The sequence below is a fragment of the Candidatus Palauibacter scopulicola genome, assembly GCF_947581915.1.
In the GTDB taxonomy this organism is placed as follows: Bacteria; Gemmatimonadota; Gemmatimonadetes; order Palauibacterales; family Palauibacteraceae; genus Palauibacter; species Palauibacter scopulicola.
In genome coordinates this window covers 35,868-60,527 of sequence record NZ_CANPWG010000074.1, presented here as the reverse complement: position 1 = coordinate 60,527, position 24,660 = coordinate 35,868, and the positions used below count along the sequence as shown (strand labels likewise).

Annotated in this window: 20 protein-coding genes; 9 read left to right on the top strand and 11 right to left on the bottom strand. The window is 71.0% G+C overall.

What is annotated here, in order from left to right; all coding sequences use genetic code 11:
• Positions 1-768 (top strand): hypothetical protein (locus RN743_RS15755; protein ID WP_310781256.1); only part of this gene is annotated, 768 nt, incomplete at its 5' end.
• 132 nt (positions 769-900) lie between these two features.
• Complete coding sequence (locus RN743_RS15750) at positions 901-1,968, top strand: beta-ketoacyl-ACP synthase 3 (RefSeq protein WP_310781254.1); 1,068 nt, start codon at positions 901-903, stop codon at positions 1,966-1,968.
• Positions 1,969-2,004: 36 nt separating this feature from the next.
• Here RN743_RS15750 and glp read toward each other — a convergent pair whose 3' ends face one another.
• Positions 2,005-3,255, bottom strand: coding sequence for a gephyrin-like molybdotransferase Glp (glp, locus tag RN743_RS15745; protein WP_310781252.1), 1,251 nt, complete (start codon positions 3,253-3,255; stop codon positions 2,005-2,007).
• A 37-nt stretch (positions 3,256-3,292) separates the two neighbouring features.
• Complete coding sequence (locus RN743_RS15740) at positions 3,293-4,015, bottom strand: hypothetical protein (protein ID WP_310781250.1); 723 nt, start codon at positions 4,013-4,015, stop codon at positions 3,293-3,295.
• A 145-nt stretch (positions 4,016-4,160) separates the two neighbouring features.
• Between RN743_RS15740 and RN743_RS15735 the strand changes: the two genes are divergently transcribed.
• Positions 4,161-4,598 (top strand): hypothetical protein, encoded by a 438-nt coding sequence (locus RN743_RS15735; protein ID WP_310781248.1) that lies wholly within the window; start codon positions 4,161-4,163, stop codon positions 4,596-4,598.
• A gap of 73 nt (positions 4,599-4,671) precedes the next feature.
• On the opposite strand, the gene RN743_RS15730 is transcribed toward RN743_RS15735, so the two are convergent.
• The 5 genes from RN743_RS15730 to RN743_RS15710 all read right to left on the bottom strand — a co-directional run bounded on the left by RN743_RS15730 (position 4,672) and on the right by RN743_RS15710 (position 9,323).
• Positions 4,672-6,279 carry a hypothetical protein gene (locus RN743_RS15730; protein WP_310781246.1) on the bottom strand — a complete coding sequence of 536 codons (1,608 nt, stop codon included), beginning with the start codon at positions 6,277-6,279 and terminating at the stop codon, positions 4,672-4,674.
• 132 nt (positions 6,280-6,411) lie between these two features.
• Positions 6,412-6,825 carry a DUF3224 domain-containing protein gene (locus RN743_RS15725; protein WP_310781244.1) on the bottom strand — a complete coding sequence of 138 codons (414 nt, stop codon included), beginning with the start codon at positions 6,823-6,825 and terminating at the stop codon, positions 6,412-6,414.
• Positions 6,826-6,869: 44 nt separating this feature from the next.
• On the bottom strand, positions 6,870-8,234 hold the full coding sequence (locus tag RN743_RS15720; RefSeq protein WP_310781242.1) for an aminotransferase class I/II-fold pyridoxal phosphate-dependent enzyme: 1,365 nt from the start codon (positions 8,232-8,234) through the stop codon (positions 6,870-6,872).
• Positions 8,235-8,356: 122 nt separating this feature from the next.
• Positions 8,357-8,926, bottom strand: a complete 570-nt coding sequence (locus tag RN743_RS15715) for a tetratricopeptide repeat protein (RefSeq protein ID WP_310781241.1) — start codon at positions 8,924-8,926, stop codon at positions 8,357-8,359.
• Positions 8,927-8,930: 4 nt separating this feature from the next.
• The gene (locus RN743_RS15710) at positions 8,931-9,323 is read right to left on the bottom strand and encodes a nuclear transport factor 2 family protein (protein WP_310781238.1); all 393 of its coding nucleotides are present in this window, start codon (positions 9,321-9,323) and stop codon (positions 8,931-8,933) included.
• Positions 9,324-9,611: 288 nt separating this feature from the next.
• Between RN743_RS15710 and RN743_RS15705 the strand changes: the two genes are divergently transcribed.
• The 3 genes from RN743_RS15705 to RN743_RS15695 are packed head-to-tail and all read left to right on the top strand — an operon-like array spanning position 9,612 to position 16,672.
• Positions 9,612-12,206 (top strand): prolyl oligopeptidase family serine peptidase, encoded by a 2,595-nt coding sequence (locus RN743_RS15705; protein ID WP_310781237.1) that lies wholly within the window; start codon positions 9,612-9,614, stop codon positions 12,204-12,206.
• Between the two features lie 22 nt (positions 12,207-12,228).
• Complete coding sequence (locus tag RN743_RS15700) at positions 12,229-12,852, top strand: hypothetical protein (RefSeq protein WP_310781236.1); 624 nt, start codon at positions 12,229-12,231, stop codon at positions 12,850-12,852.
• Positions 12,853-12,868: 16 nt separating this feature from the next.
• On the top strand, positions 12,869-16,672 hold the full coding sequence (locus RN743_RS15695; protein WP_310781234.1) for an FG-GAP-like repeat-containing protein: 3,804 nt from the start codon (positions 12,869-12,871) through the stop codon (positions 16,670-16,672).
• 39 nt (positions 16,673-16,711) lie between these two features.
• Here the strand turns inward: RN743_RS15695 and RN743_RS15690 are convergent, their stop codons facing one another.
• The 3 genes from RN743_RS15690 to RN743_RS15680 form a co-directional block, all read right to left on the bottom strand.
• The gene (locus RN743_RS15690) at positions 16,712-17,557 is read right to left on the bottom strand and encodes a hypothetical protein (protein WP_310781232.1); all 846 of its coding nucleotides are present in this window, start codon (positions 17,555-17,557) and stop codon (positions 16,712-16,714) included.
• A 72-nt stretch (positions 17,558-17,629) separates the two neighbouring features.
• Entirely contained in the window at positions 17,630-18,025 is a 396-nt protein-coding gene (locus RN743_RS15685) for a hypothetical protein (RefSeq protein ID WP_310781230.1), read from the bottom strand.
• Between the two features lie 99 nt (positions 18,026-18,124).
• A complete protein-coding gene (locus RN743_RS15680) occupies positions 18,125-18,580 on the bottom strand; it encodes a DoxX family protein (protein ID WP_310781228.1) in 456 nt (151 codons plus the stop codon).
• Positions 18,581-18,712: 132 nt separating this feature from the next.
• Here RN743_RS15680 and RN743_RS15675 point away from each other — a divergent pair, with 132 nt between their 5' ends.
• Genes RN743_RS15675 through dnaE form a run of 3 tightly spaced genes read left to right on the top strand, consistent with a single transcriptional unit; the run spans position 18,713 to position 23,784 of the window.
• A complete protein-coding gene (locus RN743_RS15675) occupies positions 18,713-20,002 on the top strand; it encodes a DNA polymerase Y family protein (protein ID WP_310781226.1) in 1,290 nt (429 codons plus the stop codon).
• Positions 20,003-20,007: 5 nt separating this feature from the next.
• Positions 20,008-20,310: a hypothetical protein gene (locus RN743_RS15670; protein WP_310781224.1), complete on the top strand. Its 303-nt coding sequence runs from the start codon at positions 20,008-20,010 to the stop codon at positions 20,308-20,310.
• A 6-nt stretch (positions 20,311-20,316) separates the two neighbouring features.
• Entirely contained in the window at positions 20,317-23,784 is a 3,468-nt protein-coding gene (gene dnaE / locus RN743_RS15665) for a DNA polymerase III subunit alpha (protein ID WP_310781222.1), read from the top strand.
• 27 nt (positions 23,785-23,811) lie between these two features.
• On the opposite strand, the gene RN743_RS15660 is transcribed toward dnaE, so the two are convergent.
• Positions 23,812-24,606: a DUF4377 domain-containing protein gene (locus tag RN743_RS15660; protein ID WP_310781220.1), complete on the bottom strand. Its 795-nt coding sequence runs from the start codon at positions 24,604-24,606 to the stop codon at positions 23,812-23,814.
• Positions 24,607-24,660: the final 54 nt, after the last annotated feature.

Below are 24,660 nucleotides of genomic sequence, written 5' to 3'. Positions count from 1 at the left end.
GCGCGGGCGCCCGCTCGCTGGCCCCCTGAGCAGCAGCCCGTGGCAAGAGCGCTGCTGCGCCGGTCCATCGCGGTCGTGTTCCTCGCCGCCTTGCTTCTCGCGCTCGGGCCGCCGCTTGCAGGCCAGGACGCGCGCGCGCGCTTCAGTCGGCATCTGGGCGCGGTCTACGCGGCGCGCACGCTTTCCGTCATCGAGGCCGGTGTGCAGGACGGTCTGCCCCGGGGTCTCCTCATCGACAAGGCCATGGAGGGCGTGGCGAAGGGGATGTCGCCGGAAGTCGTCCTCGCCGCCGTCGACGCGTTCGCCGCGGAGTTGCGGGACGCGGCGTCGGTCGTCGGTCCACGGGCGGAGCCGGTCGCGCTCGAGAAAGCCGCCGATGCCCTTCGCCGCGGCGTGGGGCGAGAGCTTCTGGTGCGGCTGGGGCGTGACCGCGCCGATTTTCCCCTCCTCATCGTCTCCCTCGAAGAGTTACTGGATGCCGGTGTGGAACTGCGTCTGGCCGAAGATCTCGTGCGTTACGCGGTGGCCGAGGAGTTGGACAGCGATGCGGTGCTGCGACTGCCCGCCAGCGTGAAGCTGCTCATTCGGGAGTGTGGCAATGGTCAGCCCGACTCCTGCTGGTCGCAGGCGAGCATCCGGGAGTGCGCCCGCGTGATGCCGACCCGGCCGTGTCCGACGCAGACGCTCGCGGACGCTGCGCGCTCGGCTGCGGAGCAGTTCCTCCTCGCCCGCTCCCCGCCTCCCGCCGCGCGATCGGTCACAGGCTAGCAACCTCCCCGGTCTCCGCCGTATACTCTCGGACTTTCCGGTGGCCGAGCCCGCCGACGCCCGGCAGCCCCCGGCAGAGCCCTGCGCCGGCTGCTGGCCCACGGATGTTGCCCACGGACGATGGAGACGGCCTTGGCAGCCAGAGTGACCGCGGCGGTCACGGGTACCGGGAGCTACCTGCCGCCTGACAGCATCGACAACTTCCAGCTTCTCGGCATGGGTACGCTGCGCGAATCGTTCGACGTCGGACAGGCGCGGTCCGCGCTCAGGGGTGTCGAGGGTGTCAACGGGTTGTCGGCCCCCGACGTCTTCGATCAGTGGGCGTACCAGCTGACCGGCATCAGGTCGCGCCGTCGAATCCCGCCGGGCAGCGATCTGACGACCGAGGACATGTGCGCCCGGGCGGGGCTCGCCGCGCTGGAGGCGGCCGGACGCGAGCCGGACGAGATCGACCAGCTCTACGTCGCGACCGTGTCGCCGTCCGACGAGGTTCCGAACAGCGCCTGTACCGTGGCGACGAAGATCGGAAATCCGCGGTTGGGGGGATTCTCGATCAACGCGGCCTGCGCCGGCTTCGTGTACGGCGTGGGGGCGGCCTGGTCGGCGATCGTCAGCGGCATGGCGGAGCGGGTCCTGGTGGTCTCGGGCGATGCCCTCACGCGGCTCGTGGACTACACGGACGTGCGGACGGCCGTGCTCTTCGGCGACGGGGCCGGAGCGGTCGTGCTCGAGCGGAGCGAAACGGATCACGGCGTACTCGGTCCGATGGCTGCGTCGGGCTGGTTCGCGCGCGACCCGCTGTTCCTTGTCGGGCAGAGCTGGCGCGACGACGGGGACCGGATCCCGCTGCTCCACATGGAGGGAGGGCCGCGGATCGTGCGCAACGCGATCGTCAAGATGGCCGAAGTGGGTGATCAGGCGCTTCGCAAGGCGGGTCTCGACTGGTCCGACGTGGATTTCGTGATTCCTCACCAGGCGAACGCCCGGATCACGCAGGGTCTCGAGCACAGGCTGGAACTTCCGAAGGGGCGCGTCGTCCACAACATCGTCGACTACGGTAACATGTCCGCCTCGACCGTCGCGGTGACGCTCGACGAAGTCGTTCGCGGAAAGCACGGGCCCGTGCCGGACCCGGCCACCATCGTCCTCACCTCGATCGGGGGCGGCTACACGATGGCGGCGGCGGTCGTCCGCATCTGACGGGCTTGCCGGCCCGGCCCGTCCACCCGCCCGGCGTCAGGCGGGACTCGCCCACTCCCTGAGCGGGATCACGTCGACCGGATCACCGGCGCCGATGGCGTCGGTCCCGACCGGGATCGCGAGCAGCCCGTCGGCCAGCATGGACCCCAGGTTGCCCGAGCCCTGCGCGCCGCTCAGGCGGGCCGTGAGGGCGCCCGACTCGGCGGATCCGACGAGCACGCGCAGGAACGAGAGCACGTGCCGGGGGCCGCGCAGGTCGTGGGCCGCGACGCACCGCAGCGGTCGCCGGCAGGGGCGCGCGAACCCCGCCATCTTGCGGATCGCCGGTCGCACGAGCGTCTCGTACGTGACGAGAGCCGAGGCCGGATTGCCCGGTACGCCCCAGAACGGCCGGCCGCCGAGCCGGCCGAAGACGGTGGCGCTGCCGGGGCGCATCCGCAGGCGCCAGAAGGCGCGTTCGAAACCGAGTTCGTCGAGCACCTGCTTCACGTAGTCGTGTTCCCCGACGCTCACGCCGGCCGCGGAGACGATCGCGTCGCAGGATTCGGCCCGCGCGAGACAGCGGTGCAGATCGCCGGGGTCGTCCCGGGCGATGCCGAGCGGCACCGGCTCCGCCCCGGAATCCGCGAGTTGGGCGGCAAGCGCGTACCCGTTCGAGTTCATGATCCGCCGCCCGGCCCGCACCTCCTCGAACTCATCGAAATCCGCGAGTTCGTCTCCGTTCGCGAGCACGCCGACGCGAGGTCGCCGGCCCACGTCCACCTGCTCGCAGCCGGCCGTCGCGAGCAGCGCCACCGCCGCCGCCCCGAGTTCCTCCCCGCGCTCCACCATCGTGTCGCCCGCCTGCACGTCCTCTCCGAGAAAACGGATGTGCCGCTCCCCGTCCGCGTCGTCGAAGATGCTCACGCGCCCGTCCGCGCCTCCGTCCGTGTGCTCCACGCGGACGACGCCCGTGGCGCCCTCCGGCACGGGCGCCCCCGTCATCACGCGCGCCACGGAGCCGGGCTCCAGCGGCCCGCGCGGAAAGGCGCCGGCCGGGATGTCGTCGGAGACCGGCAGGACCACGGGCCGTTCCGGGCTCGCACCGCGGACCTCGTCGATTCGCACGGCGAATCCGTCCATGGCGCTGTTGTCCCACGGCGGGTGCGGGGCGACGGCTTCCACGCCGCGTGCGAGGGAGCGGCCGAGGGCGGCGGAGAGCCGGACCTTCTCCGTCTCCAGCGGCGACACGGCGTCCAGCACGAGAGCGAGGGCCTCGTCAAAGGAGATCCAGTCCGCGTCGTTCATGCTTGGCCGCTGCGGGGGTTCGCCATGGGCCACCGCACTAGAAGTAGTACCAGATGGAGATGCTGAACTCCGGGTTGTGGCCCCACACGGAACCCTGCGGCGCCGGCGCTCCGGAAGCTTCGAACAGCTCCAGCGTGGTCCCGAAGAGGAATCCGTCCGGAGACGTCACGCGGACCAGGTAGTCGCGGACCTCGAAGCCGATCCCGATCGTCTCCGACGGGAAGATCTCGAAGCCCAGCCCCACGAAGATGTGCGGAGCGGTGGAGATGTCGTAGCGGAAGGGTTCAAGCGCCTGGTCGGCGAGGAACTCGGAGGCGCCCTCGTCGACCCCGAACACGAAGCCGCCGCCGATGAGCCCGTAGGGGTGGATCCCGTTCCACGTCCGCGCGCCGGTGAGGCCGATCTGCGCGCCGACATCGGCCCGCAGCCAGCCCGCGGCGACGGTGTCGACGACCATCGGCCCGGCCTCGTCGAGGACGTCCAGCGTCCATCGGTCCGCCGCCCCGTACGTGGCTCCAAGCTCGAGAGAAAGGGGACTCGATGCGCGGACGCGCATCCTGGCCCCGCCCACGGCGGTGGGTCCCTGCGCGAACTCGAGCCGCCCGCGGTTCCCCGCGTGGTGGCCCCCGAAGAGGCCGACGCGGAAGCCTTTCTCGCGCCAGCGATAGGGTGAATCGATGCGTTCCGCCTGCGCCTCGAGCGTCGCCGGAACGACGGCGAGCAGGGCGAGCGCGACGATGAGGATCAGTCTGTTTGACACCGTGTTGACGCGGAATCCATATCTTGGGTGAGTCGGATCTCGAACGGGAACGGCCCCGCCTCACGAGTCTCACGACGGGGTCGCGGCGCGAGGAATGTAGGTGGAGGACCGGGTCCTTACCAGAAAAACGTCTCGTCGCGGTCGCTTGCGACGCCGGCTTCTCCTGCCCGTCGTCCTGGCGTGTGCGTACGCGCCGCCCCCCGCCGCCGCGCAGGTGCGCGAAGTCGTCAGCGACGGCGACACGGTCGGTGTCGGAGCCGGCGTCCTGGCCGGCGTCTCGGCCGCCGCGCTGCGCGCGAACCCGGACGAGTACATTGGCACGCGCCTCCGCTGGACCGTCCGGTTCCTGTCGCTGGAGCGGGCCGAACCGGAGCGGATCGACTTCTACGAGGGGGAACCCTTCCTGCTCGCGCGCGCCCCCGATCCCGGGGACGGGCTGATCTACGTGGCCGTCCCGCCGGAACTGCTGGCGGAGGCGGAAGGACTCCGGCCCCTCCAGACCCTCGACATGCTCGTGAGGGTCCGGACGGGCCGGTCGGCGCTACTGAGGGTCCCCATACTGGATCTGCTCGCGCTCTACTGAGCCGGATTCCGTACCGGACCCCGGCAGCCCGTGGCTGCCACGGACTGCCGGGGGTCCGGTGGATGGGGGAGGTCTACCGGTTTCCCGGGTTCCCCTCGCTCTCGGCCTCGTTCAGGAAGGCCTCGGCTTCCATGAGGCCCGCGTGCGCGAGACCGCTCCACAAATCCGCGACCTTCGCGTAGGCCTCGGCGGCGAGGACCACGTCGCCGTTGGCGGCGTGCGCCCGGGCCAGGCCGAGGAGCGAACGCGGCCGGTTCGGCATGCGGAGCAGGGAGGTCTCGAACTTCTCGACCGCCTTGTCGGGCATCCCGAGTTCGAGCAGCATCTCGCCGTAGAGTTCATGGACGGGTTTCACCGGGCTCGCCGAACCGCGCGGCGGCGCCATGCTCATGACCTCCGCCTCCGCTTCGTCCATGAGGTCGATGGCCACGTCGGGATGTCCCATCGCCGCGTGCCGGAGCGCTCCGACCTGCTTGTGCATGACGTGGGTGTAGCCGTCGCCCTCCGACAGCTCCTTCAGGGCGGCCTCCGCCTCGGTGACGATCGCCTGGTCGCCCATGCGGTGGGCGCTGAGCCCCGTGGCCAGGAGTTCGTGCGCCCGGGAGTCCTCCGTGATCGGCTGCGTCTCCCACTGCTCGGTCTCGACGATGTAGCGCGCCTTGAGGAGAGAGACCGCGCCCTGCGCCCGCGCGATGCCGGCCGCGCCCCGCGCCCCGCCGGTCGTCGCGAAGCCCTCGTTGTCGACCATGTCCGCGAGGCGATCCATCCACAGCCGCGCCTTCTCGTAGTCGCCGCGCTGCAGGTCGCCGTACTGGCCCCAGTCGAGCGAGTGCACCGCGTCGCCCACCGCGTCGCCGGGTTGCCACAGCTCCTGCGCCACGTTGTAGGCCGACTGGTTGTTGCCGGACACTAGATCCCACATCCCGTGCTGGATGAAGATGTGCGTCGGCATGTGCCGCGCGTGGGAAACGGCCGGCGCGATGTCCGCGAACGCGTAGGCGGCGTCCAGCGCGAGCGGGGCCATGATCGGATTGTCGAAGGAGTGGATCGTGTAGTGCGCCGCGCCCGGGTGCATCGGGTTGTCGTTGAACAGCCGGAGCGCGATCGCCCCCGCCATCACGTTCCAGCGGTCGCTGAGGTCGCGCGTGGCGGCCGTCGCGCTCAGGAGCGACAGGGCGTAGAAAGCCGCGATCTCCGGGTCCTCCGGATAGGCCTCGTACAGGTCGCGCATCGCCTCCATGTACCCCACGCGCCGATCGACATGATCCTTTTCGCTCCACAGGATCTCGACCGCCTTCAGGAAGCCTTTCTCCCGATCCGTCGGTGCCTTCGCGAGGCGCTCGGCCGGGGTCGCGCCCAGCCTTTCCAGCGCCTTGCGCGGCTCGGTCGGGTCCATCTGCGACACGAGCGGGTGATTGTAGGCGAGCGACTCGCCCCAGTAGGCCATCGCGAAGTCGGGATCGAGTTCCTGCGCCGCGTGGAACTGCTCGCGCGCCTGCTTCCAGCCGAAGCTGTGCAGGATCGCCACGCCCCGGAGGAAGTGCTGCTGGGCCTCGCCCGTGGCGGAGGTCGGGAAGGTGATCGATCCGACCTCGTCGAACTGCGCCTCGACCTGCGCCGGAACCATCGACAGCATGGCGCCGAGGAGGAACGCCGGAAGCATCGGGAGCCATCTTTTCATCGTACTATCCCTCTCAGGTAGAAACGCCGGTCTGCCTTGTCCGGCATTGTGCTGAAGTTACGGTGTCAAAACCGGAAGCGGGCGGCAAGTCGTCACGCCGCGTCACGCCGCGCCGCCGCGTCTCGCGCCGCCTCACGCGTCCGGTAGTTCGTAGTCGATCGTCAGCGTGTGCGCTCCGTCGCCGTCGACGGCGATCTCGACCGAGCCCGTCAGTCCCTTCAGATCTCCGGTCGCCGAGCCCGGCACGACCTGTCCGCCCGTCCGTTCGCGGCCGTCCGCGCTCAGCCCCCAGTGCTGCATGACGAACGTCCCCTCCCGTCCGTCGAGCGCCCCGCGCACGACCTCGCGGGCGATGTAGCCCGCGCCCGCCGTGATATCCGCCACATCCGCCTGGCACATGAGGAGCCGGGCCTCGCTCTCGGCCACGAGGCCCCCCCCGAACCGCTTCAGCACGGTGGCGTGCGAGAGCGTCGGCCCCCCGGCGTCGGACTCGGGTTCGCCCTGGTCCCAGCCGGTGACCTCGAAGGAGGCGACCGCGCGCGCCATGCCGGGCTTCTCTGTTTGCCGCCGCCGTTGCTGCCGGGTCCTCTCTAGAGCTCCGCGACGGCGTTGGACAGGTTGTCGAGGGCGCGCTTCACGAGCGTGCGCGAGGTCGCGATGTTCATCCGCATGTGCTGCTCGCCGCCGGTCCCGTAGCTGGGCCCGTTGTTGAGATAGATGCGCGCGTTCTCGGCGAGCCAGCGCTGCAGGATGCTCTCCGGCGACACCGGCTGCGCGGCGGTCCGGTTCTCATGGTCCGCCTTCCCCTGTGCGTCGATGCGGTCCATCAGCCCGCCCATGTCGAGCCAAGCGAGGAAGGTGCCCTGCGCCTTCGTGTACTTCACGCCCGGCACGTTCTCGCGAATGTAGGCCTCGGTGAGGTCGTGGTTGCCGTCGAGGTAGACGAGAAGCTGGTCGAGCCATTCGTCCCCTTCGTTGTTGGCGGCGCGGGCGGCGACCATGCCGATCGTGCTCAGGTCGGCCCGCGTGTTCTGGCGCAGGCGCGTCATGAAGGAGGGGTTGGTCGAGAAGTACCAGGCGACCTTGTTGGCGGCGAGGCTGAAGGTCTTGCTGTTGGATTTGAAGGTGACGCTGTTGTCGACGAGCTTCGGATCGAGGCTGGCGAACGGGGTGTACTTCTGTCCCTTCGTCACGAAATCGCAGTGGATTTCGTCGGAGAGCACGGGCACGCCGTGCTCGAGACAGATCTCGCCCATGCGCGTCATGTCCTCCGCCGACCAGCAGTTTCCGGTCGGATTCTGGGGGTTGCACAGGATGAAGGCATGGACCCGCTGCACGCGGCGCTCGAAGTCGTCCCAGTCGATCTCGTAAACGCCGTCGACCACCTTCATCTCGCTATCCTCGGCGACGTTCCGCGCGAAGCGGAGGTCCGTGTAGAAGCCGTTGTAGGTGGGGGTCGTCATCAGGACCCGGCTGCCCGGAGGCGCGAAGGTGTGCAGTCCCGCGATGACGCCGGGGTGCACGCCGCTGGTCCAGACGATCGTCGACGGGTCGATGTCGAGGTCGTAGCGGCGCTGGTTCCAGGCCACGACCGCGTCGGTGTACGAACTGTCGCGGCTCAGGTAGCCCCAGTTCTCATGCGCGGCGCGCTCGGCGATCGCGTTGGTGATGCACGGTGCGGCGCGGAAGTCCATGTCGGCGATCCCCATGCCGACCTCGATCTCCGGGCCGAACTGCTCGATCGCGCGGTCCCACTTGATCGAATCGCTCCCGCGCCGGTCGTAGATCTCGTCGAAGTCGAAATCCTCGCGGCCCGCGCGGAGCCCGACCGGGGCGACATCGGGCGCGGCGACCTCGCTCGCGAGCGCCGAACGCGCGCCCACGGCGCCCAGGACGGCGGTGGCTCCCGTGCTCTTGAGAAACGCCCGACGGTTCAGACCGTGATTCCCCAGCATTTGCGCGCCCTCCTCGGAACTTTCCCTCGCGGCGGATCGACACCGCCAATCCGAATCAGGGTGGTCGAAACGTCCGGCCGTGGCAAGACGGAGGGGCGTCGGACGTCGCCCCCGGCGAGCTGTCAGGCGAGGCGTTCGAGACGGGCCGCGCTCTCGGAGACGCCGGCCTCGACGTCCGCCTTGCCATACAGGTCTCGCGCCTCGGTCCACAGCAGGCGCGCCTCATCAACTCCGTCCTGCGCCTCGCGCAGGATGGCCGCGGACCGCACGGCATTGGCCACGTCGAGCGGCGGGGCCGCCGGGTCCGCCCGGTAGACGGCCAGCGCTTCCGCGTAGCACCGCTCCGCCTTGTCGAGGTCGCCCATCTCCCGAAGGACATCCCCCAGGTGACGCGTGGTGTGGGCGTAGACGAGCGGGTCGTCCCCCTGACGGCAGAGGGGGACGGCTTCGAGGTAGAGCGCGACGGCCGCGCGCGCCTCCCCCCTGTCGCGCTCGACGTTCGCCTGCCCGTGAAGGGCCCGGGCGAGCGCGAGCGGATCGTCGCTGTGGCGGCCCAGCGCGACGGCCGCCTTCATGTGCCGCATCGCTTCATCCAGCCGGTCCTCGAGCCGCGCGGCCATCCCCTTCCGGATGATCGACTCGACGATGTCGCGGGTCGAGGGGTCGGTTTCCGGGGCGGTACTGTCGGGCATGGGCCTATCCTCCGCGCGGGACCGGAGCCGAGGAGTGGCCGCTCAGGATGCGCCAGCCTCCCGGCTCGTGGACCCACAGCATGGTCACCGCGCCCCCATAGCCGACCTCGGATCCGTCCTCTCCGCGAAGCGTGCTTTCGAACCGGGACCGGACCTGGGCGAGGCCGGGCGCCAGCGGCGCGATGTCTGTATCCGAGTACTCCGTCGTGAGCTGCGCCCCCGGACCGAGGTCCGCGAGGGCGGCGCGCACGTCGGCGGCCGACGCGTAGCGCAACTCCCCGTTCTCGTAGAAGCGGAACGCGGGGGAGTCCGAATAGAAGTCGCCCGCGGCCTCCCACGCCCCGGCGACCCCCATGGCCCGGAACTCCTCGAGCGTCGCCGACACGCTGTCGCGCATCGCCGCGGCATATTCTTCCGTCAACGGCGCGGGGGCCGATTGGCATCCGAAACCGAGCCAGATGGCGAGGCTGGCCAGATACACGCCTGGCGGCAGGCGGCGGTGACGCGAGTGCGGCTGAAGGCTCAATTGTCCTCCCGTGTCGGGGTGGTTCGATGGTGCGGCCGGGGTTGCGGGCCGCCGCAACGTAAATGTGCCGGGCGCGCCGCGCATGCCCGCTTGCGAAGGGTCGTCGGGGGGGTCCAGCTTTGAACCTTCGCCCATCCCCACCTCGTCCCCGGGAGTTCGATGATGAGGATCTTCCGCAGTCTTCCCGTCCTCTTCGCTCTGGCTCTGGTCCTGGCTCTGGCGTCGGCAGGCGCCGCGCCTCCGCCGCTGGCCGCTCAGGATGGGGAGGAGAAGGCCGGACTCGACCTCCCCCGGGGGTACATCCTGCCCGATGCGACGGTGCAGGAACTGTTCGCGACCGACCCCAACTACGCGACGCTGGACCACGTCAGTCCGGACGGGAACCACTTCGTCGTGCCGCTCTCCACGGAGCTTTCGACGCTGGCCGAGGTGGGGGAAGAGACGCTGCGGCTGGCGATGCTCGAGATCCGGGCGCGCACGGACCGCCCGTGGCACCTCGACATCTACGGCCTGTACGGCTTTCGATTCTACTCGCTGAGCGACCGCGCCTACATCGACGTGGACCTTCCCGAGGGGATCCACGTGAGCGACCTCATGTGGTCGCCGGACGGGTCGCGGCTCGCCTTTCTCGCGCACCTCGAGGAGCGGACGGAAGTCTGGATCGCCGACACGAGCGACGGCAGTGTGACGCCGGCCGGCGATGTCCATGTGATCAGCTCCATCGGGACCTCGTCTCGGGGCCAGGGATCGGCGCCTTCGCGCATGCTGCAGTGGACGCCCTCGGGCTCGATCCTCACCCTCGCGGCTCCGGCGGACCGCGGCTCGCCGCCGCCGGCTCCGGCGTTGCCCTCGGGCCCCACGATCCGGCACACGCGGGCGGAGGCCACGCCGACGCGCACGATGCCCTTCCTGCTCGAGGACGCGCACGGCGCGGACCTGTTCGAGTATTACACGCGCAGCCAGATCGTGGAGTTGACGCCCGGCCGGTCGCCGCGGACGGTCGGCGCGCCGGGCATGTACGAGTCGCTGTCGTCGAGTCCCGACGGGCGGCATGTGATCGCCACCCGCCTCGCGCGTCCCTTCTCCTACATCGCGAGCTACACCGGCTTCCCGCGCGTGACCGAGGTCATCGAGGTGGAGAGCGGCGACGTGCTCGCCACGCTGGAGGAACGCGAACTGCGTGAAAGCGCGCGCGGCGGCGGGCCGGGCGGCGGCGGATCGGGCGGGGACCCGCGCGACTGGACGTGGCGTCCGGATGGTAGCGGGATCGCCTATCTGCACCGCGCCGAGGCCGGGGAAGGCGATGCGGGCGAGACCGGGGCCGCGGCGGAGCGGGAAGGCGGGGACCGCCCCGACCGCATCATGCTGCTGCGCGCCCCGTTCGGCGACGGCGATGCGGAGGTCGTGGCGACGAGCGCTGACCGGATCTCGGGCGTCACCTACTCCGCGGACGGCCGGCACGCTTTCGCCGACGTACGGCGGGATGGCGACGCCGCCCTGGTACACTACGGGCTGGGGGATGGCGACCCGGAGGGACACACCCTCGTTCCGTTCCACGACCCTGGCGACGCCGTCGATTTGCCGGGCGACCTGCTCACGGCCCGTACCGGGAACGGGCTCGAGTACGCCTGGGTGTCGGCGGACGGGACGAGCGCCTACCTGCGCGGCGACGGGTGGAAGGAGGACTTCCGGCCGCAGCCCTTCGTCGACCGGCTGTCGATTCCTGATGGGGCCACCGAGCGCCTGTTCGAGGGGTCGCGGGACAGCTTCGACCGGCCGCTCGTCCCGCTCGACGCCGACCTCGAACGCCTGGTCGTGAGCCGGGAAGGGAAGAACACGTTCCCGGACAGCTACCTGTGGACCCGGGACGGGGGGATGGAGAACCTGACGCGGAACGTGGATCCGTTCCCGCAACTCACCGCCGCGCGCCGCATCGACTTCGAGTTCACGCGCCGCGACGGACTGGAGGTCCAGGGGCGGGTGTCGCTCCCGGTCGATTACGTCGAAGGCACCCGCGTGCCGGCCGTCTTCTGGACGTATCCCCGCGAGTACCGGAGCGAGGACGACTTCGACAACGCGACGATCCGCGCGCGCAACCACAACGCGTACACGAACCTGACGTGGCTGCGCTGGTCCGACATCTGGCTCACGCAGGGGTACGCGATCGTCTATCCCGACATCCCGATCGTCGGCGAGAACTACAACGACTACTACATCTCGAACATGGTCGACGGGATGTACGCCGCGATCCGCGCGGTCGACGCGCTCGGCGTCGTCGACATGGACCGGATCGGCCACGGCGGGCACAGCTACGGCGCCTTCGCGACCGCGAACTTCCTCGCGCACACGCCCTTCTTCAAGGCGGGGATCGCGGGGGACGGCGCCTACAACCGCTCCCTCACGCCGATGGGGTTCCAGGCCGAGCCGCGAGACATCTGGGAGGCGCCCCACGTGTACATGGAGATGTCGCCGTTCTTCAAGGCGGACCAGATCAACACGCCGCTCCTCCTCTACCACGGGGCGGATGACAACAACTCCGGCACCTATCCGATCCAGTCGAGGCGCATGATCCACGCGCTCACCGGGCTCGGGAAGACGGCGGCGCTGTTCGAATATCCCTTCGAGTCGCACACGCCGCGCGCGCTCGAGAACAACCTCGACATGTGGGCGCGCTGGATCGGCTGGTTCGACCGCTACGTAAAGGGCGCCGCCGGCGAGGGCGCGCACACGACGACGGACTTCGGTCGCGAGTAAGGCGGAGAATGCGGGAAGCGGCATGCCGGTGAAGCCGGTTCCGGCTGCGGTGGCGGGTCTGCTTGCGGGTCTCGTCGTGGGCGGCGCCGCCGGGATCGCACTCGGCGGAGGGCGCGGTGCGGCTTCAGGAGCGGACGGCGAGGCCGCGGACCTGCTGGCGAGCATGGCGGCGCGGCAGGACGAGCGGCTCGGGCGGTTGACGCGGGAGGCGGACGAATCGGCTCGACTGCAGCGCGAACTCGCGCTCGCGCTCTTCTACCGCTTGCAGGAGTTCCGGCGCTTCGGGCTCGAGGGACAGATCGTGACGTGGATCGTGCCGGGCGCGTCGGCGGGCTCGGGCGATCCGCTGGGCGGCTCGCTGGCTGGCGCCGTGCGCCTGCCCCAGTTGGCGGCGGACGCGGCGACGCGGGCGGAGTGGAGAGCGGTCTCCGAACGTCTCGCCTCGATCGGGGCCGAGGTGGACCCGACCGTGTTCTCCGCCTTCGAGGACGTGCTTGAGTTCGTCGAGGGGCGTCCCTGGCCGGAAGGCTCGGGGCTCGCGGCGGCGGCCGTCTCCGGCTGGGCGGATCCCGCGACGGTGGAGGCGTGGCTGTCCCTGAACCGGGCCCTCGTCGGCCGTGCGGATGCCATCCTCTCCGGATTCTGAGCGTCGCCCCCGCTTCATGACCCGCCCCGGCAGCTCGCGGCGAAAGTCCGCGTCGCACCCGTCTCGGGCCGCCGGGCCGCGGGTCGCCGGCCGTTGCGCCTCCAGCGCGCCGTCGGCCGCGGCCTGCCTGCTGCTGACGGCTTCGGTAGCCTGCGGCCCGGCGGACTTCTCCGCGCCCGCGCAGCCCGAGGCGTGGACGGAAGTACCGGGCGCCCGCTGGCGGCCCCTCGCAGTGGAGGGCGGCGGCGCCGGGTTCACCGCGGTGCCGCCCACCTGGTCCGGGCTCGACTTCGGCAACGCGCTCTCGGACGCGAGCTTCCTCGAGAACCAGATGCGGGGGAACGGCTCGGGGGTTGCGGCGGGCGACGTGAACGGGGATGGCCGGCCCGACCTCTACCTGGCCCGCCTCGAGGGCCCGAACGCCCTCTACATCAACCTCGGGGACTGGCGGTTCCGTGAGGCGGCGGCGGAGAGCGGGGTCGCCGCGGGGGACCGTTTCTCGACCGGCGCCACCTTCGTGGACGTGGACGGAGACGGTGACCTCGACCTCCTTCTCACCTCCATCGAGGGCCCGAAGTCCCTCTTCCTGAACGATGGGGCGGGGCGTTTCACGGAGGCGCCCGAAGCGGGACTGCTGGACTCGCGCGGGGGGATGTCGAGCGCGCTGGCCGACATCGACGGGGACGGGGATCTCGACCTCTACCTCACGCGCTACAAGAGCCGCTCCGTCCTCGATCTCTTTCCCGGGGACGAGGTCGCCTTCCCGAACACGGTGCGACGCGCGGGGCGGGAGTTCGAGGTCGTGGAGCGCTTCGCCGGCCACTACGAACTGGCGTGGCGGGCGGACGGCGTGGTGCGGCTCGAGAGGGGGGAGGCCGACGAACTCTACCTGAACGAGTTCAACGCGGGCGCGGGCGGCGCAGGCGGCGGCTTCCGGCACGTGCCGTTCTCCTCCGGCGCCTTCCTCGACGCCGACGGCGCGCCGCTGGAAGCCGCCCCGACCGAATGGGGGCTGGCGGCCCGGTTCGGGGATCTGGACGCCGACGGGGACCCGGACCTCTACGTCGCGAACGACCTGCACAGCCCCGACCGGCTGTGGATCAACCGGGGGGACGGGACCTTCCGCCCGCCGCCGCCCCACGCGCTGCCCACGACGAGCGCCTCCTCGATGGCGGTGGACTTCTCGGACGTCGACCGGGACGGGGACGCGGACGTGTTCGTGCTCGACATGCTGGCCCGCGACTCGCGGTCGAGGAAGACGCAGGACCCGGTGTCGCGCGTGGAGCACACGCCGCCCGGCGAGGCCGCCGGGGCGCAGCAGGTGAACCGCAACACGCTGCTGGCCAGCCGCGGGGACGGCACCTGGGCGGAGGTCGGGCGCCAGGCGGGGGTCGAGGCGTCCGGGTGGTCGTGGTCGGCGCTCTTCCTCGACGTGGACCTGGACGGGTTCGAGGACCTCCTCATCCCGAACGGCCACATCCGGGACCTGATGGACGCGGACACGCAGATCTCGATCCGCGAGGCCGGCCTCTCGGGCGAGCGCGAGTCCACCCTCCTGTACCGGCCGCTGCCGCTGTACAACGTGGCGTTCCGGAACCGGGGCGGGGCCGGGTTCGAGGAGGTGGGGCGGGCGTGGGGCGTGGCGCCGGAGCCGGATGTGTCGCACGGGGCGGCGCTGGCGGATTTCGACGGGGACGGAGACCTGGACGCGGTCGTGAACCGGCTCGACCGCCCGGCCCTGCTGCTGCGCAACGACGCCGCGGCGCCCCGGCTGGCGGTCCGCCTGCGGGGAGAGGCGCCGAACACGGCCGGAGTCGGGGCCACGGTGTGGCTCGAAGTCGAGGGTCTGCCGCGCCAGACGAAGGAGGTCGCGGCGGGCGGCGGATATCTCTCGGGTTCGGAGGCGCTCGTCTCGTTCGCCATGGGAGACGCCGCCCAGGGCACGCTGGGCGTGGATTGGCGCGGCGGGGGGCGGTCGGTGGTGCGCGTGGACGGCGCGGACCGGCTGTACGAGGTGTTGGAGGTGGAGGCGTCCGGCGTTGGGGCCGTCGCTCCGCCACCCTCCCCGGTCGCGGCACCGTGGTTCGAGCTGGACGAGCGTTTCGGGCCGATCCACGACGAGCCGCCGTTCGCCGAGGTGGCGCGGCAGCCGCTCCTCCCGCTGCGCCTGTCCCGCATGGGGCCGAGCGTGGCGTGGCACGACCTGGACGGCGACGGGGACCCAGACCTGCTGCTGGGCTCGGGCGCCGGCGCGGCGCCGGTGCTGTTCCGGAACGACGGGGGCACGCTCGTCCGCGTGACGCTGGCCGGGCCGCGGGCGCCGGTGGACCAGACCGCGGTGATCCCGCTCCCCGCGGGGGACACGGCGAGGGTGCTGCTCGGGCTGTCCAGCTACGAGGCGCCGCCGGCCGAGGTGGCGCAGGTGCCGGCCGTCGTGTCTGCGGAGTGGCCAGGGGACGCGATGACGGGCGTGGCGCTGACCCCCCTCAACCGCGGCGTGGCGCCAGGTTCAGCGGGGTCGGTGGGCCCGCTGGCCGCCGCCGACTACGACCTTGACGGACGGCTCGATCTCTTCGCGGGCGCGCGGGTCGTGCCGGGCGGCTACCCGCTCGCCGGGCCCTCCCGGGTGTTCCGGGGCCGTCCGGGCGGCGGCTTCGAGGAGGACCGGCGGGACGCGGCGGTCTTCGGGAGGCTGGGCATGGTGACCGGCGCCGTGTTCACGGACTACGACCTGGACGGCGACCCGGACCTCGCGCTCTCCATCGAGTGGGGCCCCGTGCGGCTGCTCCGGAACGACCGGGGGCGGTTCTCCGACGTCACGGAAGATGTGGGACTGAGCGAGCACCGCGGGCGCTGGAACGCCGTATCCGCGGGCGACTTCGACGGCGATGGGCGCCCGGACCTGGTGGCGGTCTCCTGGGGGGACAACACCGAATACCGCCCGACGCCCGGGACCCCGCTCGAACTCCATTTTGGCGACGTGGACCGCAACGGAACCCTCGACCTCGTGGAGGCGCAGCGGGACGAACGGCTCGGCGCGTCCGCGCCTCTGGGTGCGCTGGGCCGGCTCGCCGAGCACATCCCGCCGGTGGGCGGACGCGTGCCAACGCGCGCGGCCTACGCCGAGGCGGATGTCGGCGAGGCGCTGGGCGCGTGGCCGGAGGGTCGGCTGGAGGCGGCGGAACTGCGGCACATGGTGTTCCTGAACCGGGGCGACCGCTTCGAGGCGGCGCCGCTCCCGCGCGAGGCGCAGCAGGCCCCTTCGCTGGGCGTCCTGGTGGCGGACGCCAACGGAGACGGCCGCGAGGACCTGTTCCTGTCCCAGAACTTCTTCGCCACGGACGAAGACACGCCGCGCTACGACGCGGGGCGGGGGCTGTGGCTCGAGGGCGACGGGCGCGGCGGGTTCCGCCCGGTCCCGGGACAGGAGTCGGGGGTCGCCGCCTACGGAGACCAGCGCGGCGCCGCGGCCGCGGACATCGACGGCGACGGCCGCCTCGATTTCGTGCTCGGGATCAACGGAGGCGCGGCACGACTGTTTCGCGGCGCCGGAACGTCGCCCGGCCTGCGGGTCCGTGTCGCCGGGACGGCGGAGAACCGCCACGGAATCGGAGCCGTCCTGCGCGTGGTGTACGCCGACGGCCTCGGCCCCGCGCGCGAAGTGAGGGCCGGATCCGGGACCGGCTCCCACGACGACCCCGTGCAGATCCTCGGCCTCTCGGGCGATCCCGTGGCGATCGAGGTCCGGTGGCCCGGAGGCGCCGTCGAACGCGTCGAGATCACTCCGGGCGCCCGCGAGGTCACCGTCGGCCCGCCCTGACGCGGCACGCCGCCGAGAATCGCGGCGGGGGAGGTTGCCTCAGCCGGAGGGCGTGATCCTCGCGCGCACCACGTGCTGGACATCGAACGCGTCGGTGACGATGGCCCAGAACTCGTCACCGCGGACGATGGGTGGCATGAAGGGCAGGGCATTGAGCTCCGTGGAGGTCACCGTCCCGACGTAGGCGCCGTCCGCCGCAAAAACGTCCCAGGCCGGATCTCCGCTCGCCGAGGGGGTCCGGACCCAGATGTTGCCTTCGTCCGAGGTGAAGAGGTTGGCGATCGAGGGCTTGACGTCGGGGATCTTCGACCAATCGCGGTCGGTGTCCGCGCCCCGCTCGCGTAGTTGCTCCCGGATCCTCTCGATCGCGGCGTCGCGCTCTGCACGCGAGACAGGGATGTGAGGCTTCCGGGCCTCGACGATCAGCGTTGTGTCTCCGGCCAGGTGTTGCCGCCTGAAGCGATAGCCTGCCGGGTCCGCCTCGTGCACCCCGACCCAGACCGTCCCCTCGCGGTCGTAGTACCGGACACTGCGCGGAGAGTAGGGGACGCTCATGAAGCCGGAACTGCGCCCGTCACCGGACTGCCAGGCGAAGCCGGAAGGCCCGCCTCGGTCCCGTTGCTGTGCCGCCTCCCGGGCCGAGATCGCCCTGCTCCCATCGTCCGGCTCCGAAAACGACGCCACAGGCTCCATGTTCAGGTCGTAGACCTCGAAGCCTTGTCTTCGCCGGGTGGGACGAACGATGCGACCATCCGCGGTCATCGCTCCCTGGAAGACGTAGCTGTAGTAGGAGAAACGGTAAGGGAAGGAATCCACGAACCCCGCGACCGTAGCTGACGCGAGCGTGTTACGGATTCTTCTCGTGCTCCGCATGGTTCCGGTCATGTCATTCCTCGATGAAGTCCGGGGGATAAGACCGGCGAGTGGCGGTTTGGTTCCTTGTGGAGAAGGGGTGTGTCAGCCAGCGAGGGCGGGGCTGACCAAGGCGCGCAGGTCGGGGCGGTCCTGCGGATCGAGTTGGCGGAAGTGGTGGCGCAGTTCGAGGGCCGCGTTGATCGCGGCCCGCAGGTGATCCTCGGCTGACCACGGTTCGCCTCCGAGGACTCCCCTCAACCAGCCTTCCACGTCGGACCAGCGCCAGAACCGATACCGGTCGTGAGGGTTGTTGAGGGGTGCCGGGAATCCGCCCGGTCCGCGCTTTCCGTTCACCCACAGCCGGACGCACTCGCGCGAGCGCCCGATCCGGGCGGCAATTTCCGACATCGACACCAGGTCGGGGTCTGCAATCCGAACCACCCGGAGACCATCGACCGATTCGGCCTCGACGATCAACGTAAAGCTATGGATGGCCATTCTTTGCCTTTTCGATGTCCTTCTTCGGGTGTCTCCGGAGCCTGATCATGTCCCACGGTGTTGCGTCGTGTCAACGCCGTATCAACGGGGCGAAGGCGGTCAGCGTGGGGCGGTGCGGCGGGCGAGTCGGGCGTCCAGGCTGAGGCGGTCGTCATCGAACAGGATGAGGACGATGACGAGCAGGAGCGTGCGCGGGATGACGTGCGCGCTGAAGACGTAGAGCGGTTCGGCGAGCAGGTGTCCGAAGGTGACGAGGATGAGGACCCCGCCCAGCCCCAGGGCGGCGATCCGGCGCCGCCAGCCCACCAGCATCAGCGCCCCGCAGGCCAGTTCGATGAACGGGATCGCGACCCCGGCGGCCCACAGCGACCAGGCGGGGAGGAACGTGTCGGCGTAGGCCTCCACGAACAGGCCCCGCGCGTGCTGGACGGCTCCGAGTTCGAACACTTTCCAGAACCCGGCCATGAAGAAGATGAGGCCGAGGATGATCCGCGCCACGAACGCGGCCCAGCTCCTCGGCGCGAGCGCCTCTCCCGTGTCGGACTCCCGGTTCATGAGTCGAAAGTATCCGGCGTTGACCCTGTCGGCGACGCATCCCGGGGCTCTTGCATCCCGTTTCGAACCGCCTAGATTGGCCGGTCCGATTTTCGGTTTTTATTCGGTTTTCTTCGGGTTTGGAAAGGTCGCATGGACGCAGGTCGCGGGAGCCGGATGGCGCTCTGCCTCTGGTGGCCGGGATTCGAACTGGAACTGGAGCGGGTCCGGACGCCGTCGCTCGCGGACCGGCCGCTCGCGCTGCCCACGCTGGGGGACCGCCGCCGCATCGAGATGGGGTGCGCGCTCGCGGCCTCCTTCGGGGTCGAGCCGGGGATGATCGTCTCGCAGGCGATCGCGCTCTGTCCCTCGCTCGTCCTCTGCGAGCCGGATCCGGATTTTCACGACGCGGCGCGCGACCGGGTTCTGGAAGTCCTCCGCCGGTGGAGTCCGATCGTCGAGCGGTCGACCGAGCGGGGCCGGATGTTCGTGGGGGTCGATGGGCTCGAACGCCTGTACGGCCCCCCCGGGCGGCAGGTCGCGGGACTTCGGGCGCGGCTCGAAGCGCTGTCGCCGTGGCTCGCGTCGAGCGCGCGGATCGGCTGCGCGCCGGGAAAGTTCGCGGCCTGGGTCGCGGCGCGGGCCGCGGAGCCCGCCTGCCCGGCGGGTTCCGATCGGCCGGGCGCGGCCGTCTGCGTGGCGGCGGTCGACCTGGCCGCGTTTCTGGCGCCGCAGCCGGTCGATGTGCTGCCGGTGTCGCCGCGCATGGCCGGGCGGCTGAAGCGGCTCGGGGTCCGGCGGCTCGGGCAGCTCGTGCGCATGCCCGAGCCGGCGCTCGTGTCGCAGTTCGGGGCCGATGGGCGCCGGGCGCTCGCCTGGGCGCGGGGGACGCGCATCGACCATGTGCGGCCGGAGGCGCCGGCCCGGCCGATTCGCGTCGCGCTCGACTTCCCGAGCCCGATCGGACAGCTCGAACTGCTGCACGCCGCGCTCGACCGGCTCATCGCTCGCGCGCTCGAGCATCCGCGGCGGCGAGGCAAGAGCGTCCGCGGCCTCAGGGTGTCTGCGAGCCTCGAGGATGGCGGCTCCTGGTCGATTCGCGCGGTTGCCCGGGAACCCACGAGCGAGCCCGAACGGCTCGGGGCGTTCCTGCGCTCGCGGATCGCGCTCGACCGGCCCCGCCGCGCGGTCGAGACGCTGCGGCTCGAACTCTTCCGCTTCGGCCCGGCGAGCGCGCAGACGGGGCTCTTCGACCCGAAGGAGGGCGCGGCCCGCGTCCTCGGTTCGCTGGAGACGAAGGATGGCGAACTCCTGCCCGCGTTCCGCCGCGCGGCGCGCCTGCTGCGGTTGCGGCTGGGCGGCGCCGCGCTGTTCCGGGTGCTCGAACTGGAGCCGAACTCCCGAATCCCCGAGCGCCGGCACGCGCTCATGGAGATCGCGTAGCGGGCGTGGCGAGCCCCGGTGCGGCGCCGAAATCGCGGGGGCCGAAGCCGCCCGCGGGGAAGCTGCGCCCGCTCAACCGGCCGCGTCCGGTGCGGGTCCGGCTCGGCGGCGCCGGGGTGCCCGTGAGCCTCGAGATCCGGGGGCGCTGGCGCCGAATCGGCGACGTGGCCGACCAGTGGCGGATCGATGACGAGTGGTGGAGGGAACCGATCTCGCGCGCCTACTTCTCGATCGTGCTCGAGAACGGCGCCCACCTCACCGCGTACCACGATCTGATGCTGGATCGCTGGTTCCTGCAGCCGGAGTAGCCGCCGGTGGCCGACTACGTCGAACTGCACGCGCACTCGGCCTACTCCTTCCTCGATGGAGCGTCGCGGCCCGAGGAACTCGCGGCGCGGGCGCTCGAACTGGGCTATCCCGCGCTCGCGCTCACCGACCACGACGGGCTGTACGGCTCGATGGAGTTCGCGCAATTCGCCCGCGCCCACGGGCTGCAGCCGATCACCGGTGCCGAACTCACCCTCGCCTCGCCGTTTGCCGCCGCCGGAGACGTTCCCGCGGGAACGTCCGGAGGCCGCGCGCCAACGGAACGGGGGGCGGAAACGGGCGACTGCCACGTTACGGTGCTGGCGGAGAACGCGGCGGGGTACGCGAACCTGTGCCGGCTCATCACACAGGCGCATATGGAGAGTCCGCGAAGGGAGCCCCGGCTCGACCTCGCCGCGCTCCTCGAGCGGCCCGAGGGGCTCATCCTCCTCACGGGGTGCCGCCGGAGCCCCCTCCTCGCGGCGCTCGAACGGGGGACGGACGAGGCCGAGCGGCTGGCCGCCCGCCTGCGCGACGCCTTCGGCCCCGGCAACCTGTTCGTCGAGCTCCAGAACAACGCGGTCCACGGCGACCTCGCGCGCGGACGGGCGCTGGGCGCGCTGGCCGACCGGCTCCGCATCCCGGTCGTGGCCACGGGCAACGTCCACTACCACGTCGCCGACCGGCACCGTCTCCAGGACGTCATGGTCGCGATCCGGAACCGGACGACGGTCGACGACTCGCACGAGCTCCGCCGCCCCAACGCCTGCTTCCACCTCGCCTCGCCCCGCGAGATGGCGTGGCGCTTCGCGTCGCGGCCCGACGCGCTCCGCAACACGCGCGCGATCGCCGAGCGCTGCCGGGCGTTCGATCTCACCGCCGACCTCGGCTACCGCTTCCCCGACTTCAGGGGAAGCGGCTTCGCCCCCGCCATGCGCGTCCTGCACCACGCCTGCCGCGGGGCGTTCGAGATCCGCTATCCCCCCGGCAGCAGATACCGCCGCGAAGCCGAGGAGCGGCTCGCCTCCGAACTCGCGCTCGTCGACCGGCACGACCTGGCCGGGTTCTTCCTCGTCTATCACGACATCCTCGAACTGGCCCGGGAGGTCGCGCACCGCGTGCGGGGCGATTCGATGCCGCGCCAACTGCTTCCGCCGGGGCGCGGACGCGGATCCTCGGTCTCCTCCATCATCTGCTACCTGATCGGACTCTCCCACGTCGACCCGGTACGGACGAACCTCTTCCTCGGCCGGTTCCTGAACGACGCCATGGAGAGCGTCCCGGACATCGACATCGACTTTGCGCGCGATATCCGGGAAGAACTGATCCTCGCCGTCTACGAGCGCTACGGGTACGACCACGTCGGGCTCGTGTGCACCTTTCCCACCTACCGCACGCGCTCGATCGTGCGCGAACTGGGCAAGGCGCTCAGCCTGCCTGCCGGCGACGTGGAGAAGCTGGCCAAACTCGCCGAGCCGGGAGAGGACGGGTTCATGGCCGAACTCGAGCGCATCCCCGGCCTCGAAGCGCGCGCCAACTCGCGCATCTGGCGGGTCTTCGCCGAACTGGCCGGGGAGATCAGGGGGCTCCCGCGGCACATCTCCCAGCACGTGGGCGGGATGATCATCTCGAGCCGGCCGCTGGTGGAGATCGTCCCGCTCGAGCCCGCCGCGTGGGAGGGGCGCGTCCTCTGCCAGTGGGACAAGGACTCCTGCGACGACGCGCGCTTCATCAAGATCGACTTCCTCGCGCTCGGGATGCTGTCGCTCGTCGAGGAAGCGGTGGAGACGATTCATCTGCGCCACGGCGAGGTCCCCGATCTCTCCCGCATCGACTACGAGGATGAGGGGATCTACGACCGCATCTGTTCGGGAGACACGGTGGGGCTGTTCCAGGTCGAGAGCCGCGCGCAGATCCAGATGCTGCGGCGGGTGCGGCCCCGGAACCTGGCCGACCTCGCGGTCCAGGTCGCGATCGTGCGGCCGGGCCCGATCGTCGGCGGGGCGGTGAACCCCTACGTCCGGCGACGCGAGAAGCTGCGCAACGACCCGGACTACGTCGTCCCCTACGACCACCCCCTGCTCGAGGAGGCGCTCGGCGAGACTCTGGGCGTGATCATCTTCCAGGACCAGGTGCTGCAGGTGTGCCGGGCGCTCGCGGGCTTCAGCGACGGCCAGGCCGAGGGGCTGCGGCGCGCCATGAGCCGCAAGCGCTCGCGCGAGGCGCTGCTGGGGTACTGGACCGCGTTCCGGGACGGTGCGGCGGCGAAGGGGGTCGACGGCCCCACCGCGAAGAAAGTGTTCGAACAGGTCGTCGCGTTCTCGGAGTTCGGGTTCCCGAAGTCGCACGCGGTGGCGTTCGGGCTCCTCGCCTACCAGTCCGCCTGGCTCCGCGACCGCTACCCGCCCGAGTACTACGTCGGGCTCTTCAACAACCAGCCGATGGGTTTCTACTCGCTCGACGCGATCGGGCGCGATGCGCGCCGGCACGGGGTCGGCGTCCGGCTTCCGGACCTGAACGTCAGCGAGGTCGCCTGCACCGCCGAAGAGGGCGATGTCCGCATCGGCCTCGGCATGGTCCGCGACTGGGGGGCGGAGGCGGCCGAACTCGTCGTGGCCGAGCGCGGGAGGGACGGGCCGTTCGCGTCGCTGCCCGACTTCCTGCGCCGCACCCCGGCCGCGCTCAAGCGGGCCGCGATCGAGAACCTGATCTGGGTCGGCGGGCTCGACTCGCTGGGGATCGAACGCCGCGACCTGCTGTGGCAGACGGGGCTCTGGCTGGGTCCGGAGGCCGAGACGGAAACGGAACGCCGCCGCCGCGAACTGGCGACGGGCGCCGCGGGGCTGGGCGGAGACGCGCCGCCCCCCGTACGGGGCCGCCGAGGCGCCGGCCGCTCGGACCAGGGCCAGATCGAACTCTCGCTCGGCGATCCCTACGCGGATCTCCGCTTCGCGGGCACGCACGACATGGAGAAGCTGATCGCGGAGTACCGCCTCCTCTCCTTCGCCGCCTCACAGCACCACCCGTTCGCGCTCGTGGGCGACCACCTCCCCGAGCGCACCGTCTCCTCGTCCCGCTTCCCCGATCTTCCGAACCGGAGCGACGTGCGGGTGGCCGGAATCGTCGTGGCCCGCCAGCGCCCGCACACGGCCAACGGCTACATCTTCATCCTCATGGAGGACGAATTCGGGCCCGTCAACGCGATCGTGAGGCCCGAGGTGTACCGGGAATGCCGCGCCGCGATCCGCCTCGAACCCTTCCTCTACATCGACGGCACGCTCCAGAAGGACGGCGCGACGTACAACGTGCTCGCCGGGGGCGTGTACCCGCTGCGCCTGAGCCCCGAACTCCGCCCGGGCCGCGAGACGGTCCCCGCCGTTGAAGGTGAGGATGAGACGCCCTTCGCGTACCTGGAGGCGCTGAGACGCGACCCGCCCCCCACCATGAGTTGGGGCCGCGGCGGCGGCTGCCGTTGATGAAGGCGGCGCAATCGGCTGGCGACACTAGGTGCCCGGGGTGGCCTCGAGCGTTTCGAGCCAGCGGTAGCCGTAGGCCGGCACACCGGGTGATCCGGTCATGCCGTCGGAGAACATGTCGAACCGCTCGACGCGCAGGCGGTAGTCGACTTCGTGCCGGGGCTGGAAGCCCACGATCTCGCCGCGGTAGGGGGCGCCGTTGACGACCTTGCAGTACCCGGGATAGCCATCGTCGCACTCGACCCGGTGGCGGTCGATGGCGATCTCCTCCTCCGTGCCCGCCGCCCGCGTTCTCGAGACGACTTCACTCAGCACGTACCGGCCATCGGCGTACCGGTCGGCCTCAAGGGCGTAGTGGTAGCCGGCCTCGTACTCGAAGCCGGTGACGATGTCGTCGTACGGCGCGCCGTCCACCACCGGGCAGAAGTCGTCGCTCCGCGCGCACACCACCCGTGCCGGACCTACCGAAAGCGTGGCCGGCGTGGAGGGCGCCAGGGTCTTCTCCAGCTGCTCCAGCAGACGGTACGCATACTGCCCGGCATCCTGCGGCGGTTCGCTACCGCCCCAGGGATCGTATTTGCCGATGCGAAGCCGGTAGTCGTAGCCGGCCTCGTACTCGAATCCCTCGATTCCGTCGTAGAACAGTCCGCCGTTGACCACCATGCACGTCCGCACGCCCACGCCGTAACACTTGGCCAGCGCGGGGCCGACGGTCACCTCCACGACTTCCAGATATTCGGGCTCGCCCGGCCCCGAGGCATCGCCACAGCCGGCAACGACCAGGGCCGGCAGGAAGAAGAAAGCGTATCTGCTGGTGCGCATTGGAGCCCTCCTCGGCATGATGGCTGCCACCCCCGCGTCCCAGTTACATCGACC